Annotated in this window: 12 protein-coding genes; 10 read left to right on the top strand and 2 right to left on the bottom strand. The window is 69.8% G+C overall.

The features are described 5' to 3' along the window. Positions 1–3: 3 nt before the first annotated feature. Together ctaD and coxB are read right to left on the bottom strand one after the other, a co-directional pair. On the bottom strand, positions 4–1,683 hold the full coding sequence (gene ctaD / locus F1C10_RS13010; RefSeq protein ID WP_185206769.1) for a cytochrome c oxidase subunit I: 1,680 nt from the start codon (positions 1,681–1,683) through the stop codon (positions 4–6). Between the two features lie 4 nt (positions 1,684–1,687). Beyond that, a complete protein-coding gene (gene coxB, locus F1C10_RS13005) occupies positions 1,688–2,878 on the bottom strand; it encodes a cytochrome c oxidase subunit II (protein ID WP_185206767.1) in 1,191 nt (396 codons plus the stop codon). Between the two features lie 215 nt (positions 2,879–3,093). On the opposite strand from coxB, the gene pyrE reads away from it, so the two are divergent. The 10 genes from pyrE (at position 3,094) to F1C10_RS12955 (ending at position 13,765) form a co-directional block, all read left to right on the top strand. After that, positions 3,094–3,678, top strand: a complete 585-nt coding sequence (gene pyrE, locus F1C10_RS13000) for an orotate phosphoribosyltransferase (RefSeq protein ID WP_185206765.1) — start codon at positions 3,094–3,096, stop codon at positions 3,676–3,678. Then, positions 3,675–4,409: a pyridoxine 5'-phosphate synthase gene (locus F1C10_RS12995; protein WP_185206763.1), complete on the top strand. Its 735-nt coding sequence runs from the start codon at positions 3,675–3,677 to the stop codon at positions 4,407–4,409. The genes pyrE and F1C10_RS12995 overlap by 4 nt, the downstream gene beginning before the upstream one ends. Further along, entirely contained in the window at positions 4,406–4,825 is a 420-nt protein-coding gene (acpS, locus tag F1C10_RS12990) for a holo-ACP synthase (protein ID WP_185206761.1), read from the top strand. The genes F1C10_RS12995 and acpS overlap by 4 nt, the downstream gene beginning before the upstream one ends. 5 nt (positions 4,826–4,830) lie before the next feature. Then, positions 4,831–5,763: a signal peptidase I gene (gene lepB, locus F1C10_RS12985; RefSeq protein ID WP_185206759.1), complete on the top strand. Its 933-nt coding sequence runs from the start codon at positions 4,831–4,833 to the stop codon at positions 5,761–5,763. Beyond that, on the top strand, positions 5,760–6,851 hold the full coding sequence (locus F1C10_RS12980) for an AI-2E family transporter (RefSeq protein WP_185206757.1): 1,092 nt from the start codon (positions 5,760–5,762) through the stop codon (positions 6,849–6,851). The genes lepB and F1C10_RS12980 overlap by 4 nt, the downstream gene beginning before the upstream one ends. After that, positions 6,848–7,489 (top strand): maleylacetoacetate isomerase, encoded by a 642-nt coding sequence (gene maiA, locus F1C10_RS12975; RefSeq protein ID WP_185206755.1) that lies wholly within the window; start codon positions 6,848–6,850, stop codon positions 7,487–7,489. Before F1C10_RS12980 ends, maiA begins: the two co-directional genes overlap by 4 nt. Before the next feature lie 152 nt (positions 7,490–7,641). Next, on the top strand, positions 7,642–9,264 hold the full coding sequence (locus tag F1C10_RS12970; protein WP_185206753.1) for an alkaline phosphatase: 1,623 nt from the start codon (positions 7,642–7,644) through the stop codon (positions 9,262–9,264). A gap of 104 nt (positions 9,265–9,368) precedes the next feature. Next, a complete protein-coding gene (locus tag F1C10_RS12965; protein ID WP_258042918.1) occupies positions 9,369–11,849 on the top strand; it encodes a circularly permuted type 2 ATP-grasp protein in 2,481 nt (826 codons plus the stop codon). Positions 11,850–11,860: 11 nt separating this feature from the next. Then, complete coding sequence (locus tag F1C10_RS12960) at positions 11,861–12,742, top strand: transglutaminase family protein (protein ID WP_185206751.1); 882 nt, start codon at positions 11,861–11,863, stop codon at positions 12,740–12,742. 78 nt (positions 12,743–12,820) lie between these two features. Further along, positions 12,821–13,765 (top strand): DnaJ C-terminal domain-containing protein, encoded by a 945-nt coding sequence (locus F1C10_RS12955; RefSeq protein WP_185206749.1) that lies wholly within the window; start codon positions 12,821–12,823, stop codon positions 13,763–13,765. The last annotated feature ends 17 nt before the right edge of the window (positions 13,766–13,782 follow it).

The following is a 13,782-nucleotide window of genomic DNA, read 5'->3' as shown; positions in this document are numbered from 1 at the left end:
GGCTCAGTGCTTCGAATCCTCGATCACCGGCAGCGTCTCGAACTGGTGGAACGGCGGCGGCGAGGACAGCGTCCACTCCAGCGTCGTCGCGCCTTCGCCCCACGGATTGTCAGGCGCCTTCTTGCCCGCGATCAGCGACCAGATGATGTTGACGAAGAAGATCGCCATGCCCGCGGCCATGATCTCGTAGCCGAGCGTCGCGACGCCGTTCCACTGCGCATAGGCATCGGGATAGTCCGGGTAGCGCCGCGGCATGCCCTGCAGGCCGAGAAAATGCATCGGGAAGAACAGGATGTTCACGCCGATGAAGAACACCCAGAAGTGCAGCTGGCCGAGCAGCTCGCTGTACATCTTACCCGACATCTTCGGGAACCAATAGTAGAAGCCGGCGAACAGCGCGAACACCGCGCCGAGCGACAGCACGTAGTGGAAGTGCGCCACCACGTAATAGGTGTCGTGCATGTAATCGTCGACGCCGCCGTTGGCGAGCACGACGCCCGTCACGCCGCCCACGGTGAACATGAAGATGAACCCGATCGCCCACGTCATCGGCGTCTTAAACGACAGCGACCCGCCCCACATGGTGGCGATCCACGAGAAGATCTTGATGCCCGTCGGCACCGCGATCACCATCGTCGCGGCGGTGAAGTACATCTTGGTGTTCACGCTGAGGCCGGTCGAGAACATGTGGTGCGCCCACACGACGAACCCGACCACGCCGATCGCGACCATCGCATAGGCCATGCCGAGATAGCCGAACACCGGCTTGCGGCTGAACGTCGCGATGATGTGGCTGACGATGCCGAAGCCCGGCAGGATCATGATGTACACTTCGGGGTGGCCGAAGAACCAGAACAGATGCTGGTACAGCACCGGATCGCCGCCGCCGGCCGGATCGAAGAAGGTCGTGCCGAAGTTACGATCGGTCAGCAGCATGGTGATCGCCGCGGCGAGCACCGGCAGCGCGAGCAGCAGCAGGAACGCCGTCACCAGTACCGACCAGGCGAACAGCGGCATCTTGTGCAGCGTCATGCCCGGCGCGCGCATGTTGAAGATCGTGGTGATGAAGTTGATCGCCCCAAGGATCGACGACGCACCCGAAAGGTGCAGCGACAGAATTGCCATGTCGACCGACGGGCCCGGCTCGCCATAGGTGGAGAGCGGTGCGTAGACCGTCCAGCCCGTGCCCGCGCCGACGCCGAAGAACGGCGAGGCGAGCAGCAGCATGAACGATGGCACCAGCAGCCAGAAGCTGATGTTGTTCATGCGCGGGAAGGCCATGTCCGGCGCGCCGATCATCAAGGGCACGAACCAGTTGCCGAACCCGCCGATCATCGCCGGCATCACCATGAAGAACACCATGATGAGGCCGTGCGCGGTGATCATCACGTTCCACAGGTGCAGCGCCTCGTCGAACGTGCCCGGGCCGTGCAGCATCGCTAGCCATGTCGGCAGATACTGGATGCCCGGTTCGCGCAGCTCGACGCGCATCAGGCCCGAGATCGCGCCGCCGATGATCCCCGCGAAGATCGCGAAGATCAGGTACAGCGTGCCGATGTCCTTGTGGTTCGTCGACATGAACCAGCGTTGGAAGAACGCGGGCTTGTGATCGGCATCATGGTGATGATGCGCGTCGTCGCCGTGCGACTGGAACGCAGAGGGATGGAGAGCGGTATCGGTCATGGTCTTAGCGTCCCGTGTCGCCGGTGCCGCCCGGATTGCCGGTGGCCCCCTGCGGGGAGGTGGTGGGTACGGCGGTCGCGTTCTCGACCGGGCCGGTGGCGTTGTCGGTCGCCGCGGCATCGGCGTTGGCGGCCGCCGAGGTGTCGGCGCCCGGCTGCGGGATCGCGGCGGCGGAGGCCTGGCCCGGGGTCGGCATCTTGCCGCCCTTGGCACGGATCCACGCCGCGAACTGCGCCGGCGATACCGCCTCGACCGCGATCGGCATGAAGGCGTGGCGCGCGCCGCACAGTTCCGAACACTGGCCGAAGTAGAGGCCCGGCTTGTCGATCGTGAAGCTCGTCTCGTTCAGGCGACCGGGAATCGCGTCGAGCTTGATCCAGAACGCGGGCATCGCCCAGCTGTGGATCACGTCGTTCGCGGTGGTGATCAGGCGGATCGGCACGCCGACCGGCAGAACAATGCGGTTGTCGACCGCCAGCAGGCGGGGGCCGTCAGCGTCGGTGCGCGCGCGCTCGCCGGCGGCGACCTGGCTCTGCTCCTTCAGCATGTTGGCGGTGATCTCGATCCCGCCGTGATCGGGATATTGATAGCTCCAATACCACTGGTTGCCGATCGCCTTCAGCGTCACCGCGCCCGACGGCGCCGGCTTGAACTGTGCCGAGAGGAGCCCGATCGACGGCACCGCGATCGCCACCAGGATCAGCACGGGGACGAGCGTCCAGACGACTTCGATGAAGGTGTTGTGGCTGGTCTTCGACGGCACCGGATTGCGCGCCTGACGATAGCGCACGATCACGTAGACGAGCAGCGCGAGCACCAGCAGCGAGACGATGGTGATCAGCGGGAAGAGGATCTTGTCGTGAAACCAGTGCGCGCGCTGGCCATTCTTGGTCACCTGCGGCTGGATCGTCATCAGCCCGTCGGTCGGCTGGCCAATCCCCGGCTGCGCGGTCAGCTGCGGTGCGCCGTCGAGCGCGAGCGTCGGCGCAGCGGGCGCCGCGACGGGCGCGCGATCGGTGACCGCCGTCGAATTGCCGATCGCGGTCGCGCCCGGCGTCGTCACCGGGCCCGAGGCCTCGACCGCCGCCGTCGGCGACGCTGCCGGTGCGGGCGCCGCCTGCTGCGCGGCAGCAGGCGCCAGCCCGGCCAGCGCAAGCCCTGCGGCCAGCATCAATCCCTTGAACGCGCTTTTCATCGTATCGTCGTCACCCCTCGCGTCGTCTGGCGCGGCGCCGGCGCGTGCCCTGCGCGGAATCCGTCCATCGGGCGGCCTATACGCAGGGCGCGGGTGCGCCTCAAGCGCGGCTTGCGCTTTATTTGCCCGCCGCTTCGCCCCGCGCGTTGCGCCGCCGCGGGCGCCGCCGTATCTCGCACGCGCGGTCGGCGGACCGCGATGGCAAGGATCTAGGCGTGACCGAAGACGAGGTGCTGGCGGAGTTTCGTGCAGCGGACGCGCTGCTGGAGGGGCATTTCATCCTCTCCTCCGGGCTGCGCTCACCGCGCTATCTCCAGTGCGCGCGCGTGCTGATGGATCCGCGCCGCGGCGCGCGGCTGGCTGAGGCGATCGCCGCGCGACTGCCCGCCGATTTGCGATCGCGCATCACCGCGGTCGTCGCCCCGGCCATGGGCGGTGTCATCGCCGGGCACGAGATGGCACGCGCACTGGGGGTCGAGGCGATGTTCGTCGAACGCCCGACGGGCACGTTCGAGCTGCGCCGTGGCTTCCGGCTGGCGCCCGGCCAGGAAGTGCTGATGATGGAGGACGTCGTCACCACCGGGCTGTCGTCGCGCGAGGCGATCAAGGCGATCGAGGCGGCGGGCGGGCGCGTTGTCGCCGGTGCCGCGCTGGTCGACCGGTCAAATGGCAGCGCGGACATCGGCGTCCCCTTCTTTCCGCTCATCCGGCTCGACGTGCCGACCTACGCCCCCGACGCGCTGCCACCCGAACTCGCCGCGATCCCCGCGATCAAGCCGGGCAGCCGGGCCGCGGCATGAGCGCGGATCGCACGCTGCGCCTCGGCGTCAACATCGATCACGTGGCGACCGTGCGCAACGCGCGCGGCGGCGCCTATCCCGATCCGGTCCGCGCCGCGCTGCTCGCCGCAGAGGCGGGGGCGGACGGCATCACCGCGCACCTGCGCGAGGATCGCCGCCACATTACCGACGACGATATCGCGCGGCTGGTCGACGCGCTCGCCATCCCGCTCAACCTCGAGATGGCGGCGACCGACGAGATGTGCGCCATCGCGCTCAAGCACCGCCCGCACGCAGTGTGCATCGTGCCCGAGAAGCGCGAGGAGCGCACGACCGAGGGCGGGATCGACGCCGCCGGGCAGCACGATCGCCTCGTCCCGATCGTCGCCGCGCTACGCGACGCGGGCAGCCGCGTATCGCTGTTCATCGAGCCCGATGCGCGCCAGATCGATGCCGCGCTGCGGCTCGGCGCGCCGGTTATCGAACTGCACACCGGCCGCTATTGCGAGCTCGATGGCCCGGCGCGCGCCGAGGAACTGCGTCGCCTTGCCGATGCCGCCGCGCTCGCCGCCAAGAACGGGATCGAGGTGCACGCCGGCCACGGCCTCACCTTCGACAATGTCGCTCCCGTCGCCGCGATCCCGCAGGTGGTCGAGCTCAACATCGGGCATTTCCTGATCGGCGAGGCGATCTTCACCGGGCTCGGCGACGCCATCCGCCAAATGCGCGCCGCGATGGACGCGGCGCGTTGATCGTCGGGCTCGGCGCCGATCTGTGCAACATCGATCGGATCAAGGCGTCGATCGACCGCTTCGGCACCCGCTTCGAGGACCGCGTCTTCACCGCTGCCGAGCGTGACCGGGCGCGCGCCCGCCCGTTCACCGCGGCGGGCAGCTACGCCAAGCGTTTCGCGGCCAAGGAAGCGTTCGCTAAGGCGCTGGGCACCGGTTTCCAGCACGGCGTGGCGATGCGCGACATCGGCGTCGTCAGTGCCGCGACGGGCCGGCCGACGCTGGCGGTGACGGGCGGCGCGAAGGCGCGGCTTGACGCGATGATCCCGCCCGGCCACGCGCCGCACATCCATCTGACGCTGACCGACGATCATCCCTGGGCGCAGGCCTTCGTGATCATCGAGGCGGTCGCGGTCGAGAAAGCATTGGCCGAGTGAGTGACGTGGCGGACGATCTGGCGTTGACGGGCGACCCCATTGCGGACGAGCCGCAGCGCCGCACGGGCGGGTTCGACTGGTGGGGCGAGGCGAAGGGACTGTTCTGGCTGATCCTCGCGGTGCTCGGCTTCCACAGCTTCATCGCCAAGCCGTTCTACATCCCCAGCGAATCGATGCTGCCGGGGCTCGAGGTCGGCGATCGGCTGGTCGTCTCCAAATTCGCCTATGGCTGGTCGTTCGTCTCGCCGACGATCCCCGATCCGGTGGCGATCTTCCGCGGCGCAGTGCTGCGCCAGCCGGTCGACAGCTGGTCGTGGCAGCCGCCGGCGTGGCACGGGCGGATCTGGGGCAAGCTGCCCGCGCGCGGCGACGTCGTCATCGTCACGCCGCCGGGGCAGAGCAGCGACTATATCAAGCGCGTCATTGGCCTGCCGGGCGACACGCTGCAGGTGCGCGGCGGTACGGTGATCCTCAACGGGCGTCCCGTTGCGCGCGGCCCGATCCACTATCGCGACCTGCCGGTCGACGCGAACGCGACGTGCGACATGTGGCAATATCCCGATGCGCGCACCCGGCTGCCGAGCGGCGCGGAAGTCTGCCGCCTGCCGATCGTCACCGAGACCTTGCCCAACGGTCGCCGCTTCGACACGGTCGAACTGGGCGAGAGCCCTGGCGACGATTACGGCCCGATTCGTATCCCTGCCGACCGCGTGTTCCTGATGGGCGACAATCGCGATCGCTCGGCCGACAGCCGTTTCGCGCTGGGTGGCAGCGAGAAGGGGCTCGGCGGGCCGGTGCCGTGGGAGAATATCGGCGGCCGCGCCGAATTCATCACCTTCTCGGTCGACGGCAGCGCGACGCTCAACCCGCTTACCTGGTGGCCGGCGCTGCGCCCTGGCCGCGCGGGCACCTCGCTCCATCCGGAGGAAACGCGATGACCGAACCGAGCGGTAACGAGCCGGCGGTCGACGTCGTCGACGGCGCGAGCCCGCACGAGGTGCGCGACGCCGGGACGCGGCACGAAATCCGCCGCGCCGCGGTGTGGCTCGGCATGGCGAGCGCGATCGCGCTGGTCGTGCTGCTCGTCCAGCCGCTGCTGATCATCTTCGCCGGGCTTGTCTTCGCCGCGCTGCTCGACGGCGGGGTTCGCCTGCTCGGCCGCGTGCTGCCGATCGGACGCGGCTGGCGGCTGCTGATCGTCTGCCTGCTGACGATCGCCTTTCTCGTCGGCACCTTCTACCTCACCGGCGTCCAGGTCGCCGAACAGATCACGCAGCTGCGCACCACGCTCGAAGGCCAGGCGACGCGCGTGTCGACGTGGCTCAGCCGCCAGGGGCTGATGCCTGGTGCATCGGACATCAACGGCATCGCGCGCCAGGCATTGAGCTCGGCCGGGCGGCTTACGTCATGGGTCGGCACGGTGTTCGGCGCACTCACCACGATGTTCATGATCATCGTGATCGGGCTGTTCGTGGCGATGGATCCGCGCGTCTACGATCGCGGGCTGCAGTGGATGGTGCCCGAGCGCAACCGCGCCGAGTTCGCGATCACCGTCGCACGGATGAGCCACACGCTGCGCCGCCTGCTGTTCGGCCGCATCCTCGGCATGGTCGCCGAAGGCGTGCTGACGTGGCTCGCGCTGATGGTTGGCGGGGTGCCGATGGCAGCGATCCTCGGCATCCTCACCGGCCTGCTCGCCTTTATCCCCAATATCGGCGCGTTCATCTCGGGCGCGCTGATGATCGCGGTGGGCTTCTCCGCCGGGTATGACGCCGGGCTGTGGGCGATCGGCACCTATGTCATCGTGCAGACCTTCGACGGCTACGTGCTGATCCCGATCGTCGCCAAGCGCACCGTCGACATGCCGCCCGCGCTGACGCTCGGCACGCAGATCATGGCAAGCGCGCTCTTCGGCATCCTCGGGCTCGCGCTCGCCGATCCGATGACGGCGATGATCAAGACCGCGATGGAGCGCCGCAGCGAGAAGGTCGAGGACGGCGACGACGAAGGGGAGGCCCGCGCATGAAGATCGTCCTCCACGATTACTGGCGCTCGTCGGCGTCGTACCGCGTCCGGCTGTGCCTCAACCTAAAGCACGTCGCATACGATCGCGTCGCAGTGGACCTGATCGCCGGCGAACAGGACAGCGCGGACAATCGCGCGCTCAACCCGCAGGGCTTCGTACCGACGCTCGTCGTCGACGGGCGCCCGCTGGTGCAGAGCCTCGCGATCATCGATTTCCTCGACGCGACCTTCAAGGATCCGCCGATGGTCTCGTCCGACGCGGCGACGCGCTCGGGGCAGCTTGCCCGCGCGCTCGTCGTGGCGGCCGACATCCACCCGATCGATAATCTGCGCGTGCTGAAGCGGCTGGAAACGCAGTTCGGCGCCGACCAGGCGGCGAAGGACGACTGGTACCGCCACTGGGTCGCCGACGGGCTCGCCGCGCTTGAAACGATGGCGAAGGACGCGCTGCCCGGCGGCGATTTCCTCGGCGGCGCGTCGCCCGACATCGCCGATCTGTGCCTCGTGCCGCAGCTCTACAATGCCCGCCGCTTCGCGGTACCGCTCGACGCCTATCCCCGGCTGCTGGCGGCGGAAGCCGCGATGCTCGCGCTGCCCGAAGTCGCCGCCGCCGCGCCCGAGCACGTCAAGCCCGACTGAACCGACGCGGACGGCCGCGCGCACCCCATCGGGCCAATGCACGTCGCGCGCAACAATGCCCGCGCCGGGCCTATCCCCCGCGACGCCGATCTGTCACCCTGCGCGGGCAGGAGGCGGCACGAGCCGCACCGCACCGCCAGGGGAGATGATCTATGATCGAGGTAAGCCGTCGTTCGCTGCTCGCGACCGGCATGTTCGGCGCAGGTGCGCTCGCCATTCCCGGCCTCGCCCCCGCGCAGACCGTGCTCGCCGCGCGCGGTTTCACCCACGCGGTGGCGAGCGGCGAACCCGGCGCGGATACGATGCTGCTGTGGACGCGCTACGTCCCCGCCGGCGGCGACGCGGTGACGCTCAAGGTCGAGGTGAGCGAGACGCCCGATTTCGCGCGGATCGCGGCGGGCGGCGAGGCGATCACCGGGCCGTGGCGCGATTGGACCGCGAAGATCACCGTCACCGGCCTTCGCCCCGGCCGCCGCTACCTCTACCGCTTCGTCGCCCCCGACGGCAGTTATTCCCCGGTCGGCCGCACCAAGACGCTGCCCGACGATCGCGCGTCGCGCTTCAAGGCGGCGATCTTCTCCTGCTCGAACATCGGCTTCGGCTTCTTCAACGCCTATGCCCACGCCGCGGCGCGCAATGATCTCGATCTCGCGCTGCACCTCGGCGACTATTTCTACGAATATGCCAACGGCACCTACCCGGCGCTGCAGGAAGTGGTGGCGAACCGCCTGCCGCAACCCAAGGGCGAGATTATCCACCTTGCCGACTATCGCCTGCGCTACGCCAGCTACCGCGCCGATCCCGATCTCCAGTCGCTGCACGCGCGGCTGCCGGTGATCGCCTCGTGGGACGATCACGAGAGCGCCAACAACAGCTGGGAGGGCGGCGCACAGAACCACGATCCGGCGACCGAGGGCGATTGGAACGCGCGCAAGGCCGCCGCGATCCAGGCGTGGCGCGAGTGGATGCCCGTGTCGGACGAGCCGTGGAAACGCTACGACATCGGCCGGCTCGCCACCCTGTTCCGCACCGACACGCGGCTCGCCGCGCGCACGCAGGGCACCGACATCGGCGATCTGTTGCGTGCCCCCGATCCGGCTCGTGCGCTCGCCGCGTTCCGTGATGGCGCGTGGAACGATCCCGCGCGCACGATGCTGGGATCGCAGCAGGAGGACTGGCTGTATCGCGGCCTCGCGCAATCGGTGCGCGACGGCGCGCGCTGGCAGATCGTCGGCTTCGGCACGATCATGGGACAGATGCGCGTTCCCGCCGAAACCGAGGGCTGGCTGTCGAAGGCCCGGCCGTTCGCCGCCAATTACGTGCGCGCCGGCATCGCGGCGGGCAAGGCGGGGCTGCCGTCCGATCTCGACAATTGGGGCGGCTATCCGGCCGCACGCGCGCGCTTCCTCAACGCGGCGCAAGCGGCGGACGCGAACCTCGTCGTGCTGTGCGGTGACAGCCACAACGCCTGGGCGTTCGATCTCGCGCAGGGCTCGCCCGTTGGCGTCGAGTTCGCCGGCCACGCCGTCACCTCGTCGGGCTATGAGAGTGCGCTGGCGGTCGATCCCGCCACCGTCGCGCGCGCGCTGGTCAAGGCGAGCCCCGAGCTCAAATGGTGCGACACCAGCCGCCGCGGCTACATGGCGCTCACCGTCACCCCCGATCGCGTCAGCAACGACTGGCTGTTCGTCGACACCGTCCGCACGCGCACGCCAGCCGCCACCGTCGGCCACACCGCCGTCGCGCGGCGTGGACGACGCATGATGGACGCCTGATCGCGAGCGACGAGCGATCGGCGGCGGCGGCGCGATTTGCATATTGCGCCGCCGCATCGCCCCGCTAGGGTCGCCGCCGCCGCGTTTCTGGGGAGTCGGCACGCTTGGCGATACAGCCTGTCCTGTCCGATCCCGCCGCGCAGGCCGGCCGCTGGATCGCCGACTATTGCGCGCACGCCGGTGCCGGCGGCGACGTGCTGTGCGGCGGTGACGACGCGCCATGGGCGGTGATGTTCGCGGAGCTCGCCAGCCTCGTCGGCGACGATCTCGGCCATGCGCGCGAGCGCGTCCAGCGCCACGCCGCCGACATGGGCACGGGCTTCCGCGTCGCAGGCGAGAACGAGGAACGCCCCTGGCCGCTCTCCCCCGTCCCGCTGCTGATCGACAGCGACGAGTGGCGCGGCATCGAGCGCGGCGTGATCCAGCGCGCCGGGCTGCTCGAGACGATCGTCGCCGACCTCTATGGCGAGGCACGGCTGGTCAGCCAGGGTCTCGTCCCGCCGTCGCTCGTCGCGGGCAGCCAATATTATCTGCGCCAGCTCGTCGGCCTCACGCCCCCGGGGCGCCATCACCTGCACTTCCTCGCCGTCGATCTCGGGCGCGGGCCGACCGGCGAGTGGCGCGTCCTCGCCGATCACCTGCGCGCGCCGGTCGGCGCGGGCTATGCGCTCGAGAATCGGCTGGCGGTCAGCCGCACGCTGGGCGGGCTCCAGGCGCGGCTCAACGTCGCGCGGCACGCGCCGTTCTTTGCCGCCTTTCGCGACGGGCTCGCCGCGCTGTGCCGGCGCAGCGATCCGCGCATCGGTCTGCTCACCCCCGGGCGCTACAATGCCAGCTACGCCGAACAGGCGCACCTCGCGCGCTACCTCGGCCTGCTGCTGGTCGAGGGGGCGGATCTCGCCGCGCTGGAGGACAAGGTCTACGTCCGCACGATCGGCGGACTGAAGCGGATCGACGCGCTGTGGCGGCGGCTCGATCCGCGCTTCCTCGATCCGCTCGCCTTCGATACTCACTCGCAGATCGGCGTACCGGGGCTGGTCGACGCCTATGCGGCGGGCAACGTCGTCCTTTCCAACGCACCGGGTGTCGGCGTGCTCGAGGCACCGGCGTGGCACGCTTTCCTGCCGCAACTCTCGACGCGGCTGACCGGCGCCGATCTCAGCCTGCCCAACATCGCCACCTGGTGGTGCGGGCAGGATCGCGAGCGCGCGCGGGTGGAGGAGGATCTCGCCAACCTCATCATCGCCCCCGCCTTCGGATCGGGCACGCTCGGCCTGCCCGACGACGCGCCGATCGCGGGCGGCGATCTGACGCCGGTGCAGCGCGACGCCCTGCTCGCCGACATGGCGCGCCGCCCGCAGGATTATGTCGGGCAGGAAATCGTGCGGCTGTCGACGATGCCCGTCGTGTCGGGGCATGATCTCGTCGCGCGCCCGTTCAATCTGCGCGTGTTCGCCGCGCGCGGCGCGGACGGCGCGTGGACCGTCCTGCCCGGCGGCTTCGCGCGCATCGGCGAGCGGCCCGATCCACGCGCCGCGGTGATGGGCGAGGGCAGCTGGTCGGCCGACGTCGTCGTCCACGGGCGCCGGCGCGTCGATCCCGTATCGCTGCTCCCCGCACCCGATTCGCATCACGTCCGCCGCAATCCCGGCACCCTGCCCAGCCGCGTCGCGGACAATCTCTTCTGGCTTGGCCGCTATCTCGAACGCGGCGAGGCGCTGCTCGCGATCCTGCGCGTGATGCTCGGCAATTCGATCGACGCCGATGGCGGCGCGGCGCTCGGCCCCGATACGGTCGGGCGGCTCGTCGGATTGGTCGCCAGCGCGGGGGCGGCACCCGTGCCCCCGTCCCTCGCCCGCGCCGACCTGCGCCAGATGGCGCGTACCGCGATGGAATCGACCGCGGGCGAGTGGCAGTCGGTCGCAGAGATCAACCGCCACGCGCGGCGCATTGGCGACGGCTCGCGCGATCGGCTTTCGGCGGACGTGATGCGGCTGCTCGACGCGCCCTTCCCCAGTCACCGCGGCATGCTCGATCGCGCCGGATCGCTCCAGCGCCGCTACGCCGCGATCGCCGGGCTGTCGGCCGAACACATGAGCCGCACCGCAGCGTGGCGCTTTCACGATCTCGGCCGCCGCATCGAGCGCGCAGGGGCGATTGTCCGCGCGACGCGCACCTTCGGCCTCCCCGGCGCGTCGCTCGACGATCTGTCGACGCTGCTCGATCTCGCCGACAGCCAGATCAGCTATCGCCAGCGCTATCTCACCGGGCTCGCGCGCGTTCCCGTGGTCGATCTCGTCGCGCTCGATCCGGGCAACCCGCGCGCGCTCGCCTTTCAGGTCGAACGGATCTGCGAGCATGTCGCCGCGCTGCCCGTGCTCGACGACGACGGTATGGCGGAGCCGCAGCAGGCCGAAGCGACCGAGCTCAAGGCGATCGTGTCGATCGCGCGCGCCGCACTGCTCGACGCCGATACGCTGAACGAGCTCGAACGCCGCCTCTCGCGCCTGTCCGACGCCGTTGCGCGGCGCTACTTCCTGCAGGGCGCCGAACCGCTGCGCGCCGGCGGGCTGACGCTCGCCTGATCGCCGCCCGCATGCTCTACGACATCCATCACACCACCACGTTCGATTACGGCGCGCAGGTGAAGTTCGCGCGCTGCAACCTGCGGCTCGAGCCGATCGACTGGCCGGGCCAGCGGCTCGAATCGTACATGCTGCGCGTCTCGCCGGCGGGGCGCACCGCACCTGCGCGCGCCGAGGCGGGGCTCGCCAACGTCACCCGCCTCACCGTCGACGAGCCCGTTCGCCGGCTGGTGATCGAGAGCATCGCGCGCGTCACCGTCGACCGGCTCGTGCCGGTGCCGGAGGCAGGCGATCCGACGCTGGGTGAGGTCGCGGCGCTGGCGCGCGCGTCGCGCGATCTCTCGCCGCGCTGCCCGGCAAGCTATCTCTTTCCCTCGCCGCTGATCGCTCTCGACCGCGCGATCGACGCCTATTGTGCGCCCGATCTCGACCCGGCGCGCAACGCGCTGGAGGCGGGGATCGCGCTCGCACGCCGCATCCAGCACGATTTCGAGTTCGATCCCGCCGCCACGCTGGTGGACACCCCGCCGCACGAGGCGTTCGCCAAGCGCCGCGGCGTGTGCCAGGATTTCGCGCAGATCATGATCGCGGGGCTGCGCGCCGCCGGCCTCCCCGCCGCCTATGCCTCGGGCTATATCCGCACGCTGCCGCCGCCGGGGCAGGAACGGCTGGTCGGCGCCGATGCGACGCACGCCTGGGTGCTGTTGTGGTGCGGCCCGGCGAAGGGCTGGGTCGGGCTCGATCCCACCAACGGCATCTGGATGGCGAGTGACCATATCGTGATGGCGGTGGGCCGCGATTATGCCGAGATCGCGCCCGTCGACGGCGTCGTGCTCGGCTCGGGCGCGCAGCAGATGGACGTCAGCGTCGACGTTGCGCCGGTCGAGGAATAGCGGGCGCCCGCACGACGCGGATTGCGCGCCGCGCCGCTCTCCCCCACATAGTCGCATAATACACCAACCGGGGCACCAATGGCGGATCCATATTCTACCCTCGGCGTCGCGCGGGGCGCTTCCGAGGCCGACATCAAGAAAGCGTATCGCAAGCTCGCGAAGGAGCTGCATCCCGATCGCAACAAGGACAATCCCAAGGCGTCCGAACGCTTCAGCCAGGTGACGTCCGCGTACGATCTGCTGAGCGACAAGGACAAGCGCGCACGCTTCGACCGCGGCGAGATCGACGGTGACGGCAATCCCGCCTCGCCCTTCGGTGCCGGGTTTGGCGGCGGCCATCCCGGCGGCGGCTTCCGCAGCCAGGATTTCGGCGGCGCGGGCGAGGGGGTCGACGTGTCCGACCTGTTCGAAGGGCTATTCGGCGGGCGCACCGCCGGGGGCGCCGGTTTCGGCGGCGGCGGCTTCTCCAGCGGGTTCGGACGGCAGCGTGCCGCCCCGCCGCCCAAGGGCGCCAACGCCGCCTATCGCCTGCGCGTCCCCTTCGTCGACGCCGCCGCGCTCGCGCCGCAGCGGATTACGCTGGCGGATGGCAAGACGATCGACTTGAAGCTCCCTGCCGGGGTCGAGAGCGGCACGCAGATGCGCCTCACCGGCAAGGGCGAGCCTGGACCGGGCGGCGCGGGCGACGCGATCGTCACGATCGACGTGCAGCCGCACCGCTACTTCATGCGCGACGGCGACGATGTGCGGCTCGATCTGCCGATCACGCTCGTCGAGGCGGTGAAGGGCGGGCCGATCAAAGTGCCGACAGTCGACAAGCCGGTGATGCTCACCGTGCCCGCGGGATCGTCGTCGGGCCGCACGCTGCGCCTCAAGGGCAAGGGCTTCCACCGCAAGGACGGGACGCGCGGCGACCAACTCGTCACGCTGATGATCGACATCCCCGCCGACGATGCCACGCTCTCCGCGTTCGTCGACGGCTGGGCGGGAGGGGGGAACCCGCGCGCCGACATGGGCGTCTGATATTGGGCAACAGGGGG

It is taken from the genome of Sphingomonas sp. NBWT7 (assembly GCF_014217605.1).
Taxonomy (GTDB): Bacteria; Pseudomonadota; Alphaproteobacteria; order Sphingomonadales; family Sphingomonadaceae; genus Sphingomonas.
Note: the sequence above shows the minus strand (reverse complement) of the source record. Positions and strands in the feature narration are given on the sequence as shown.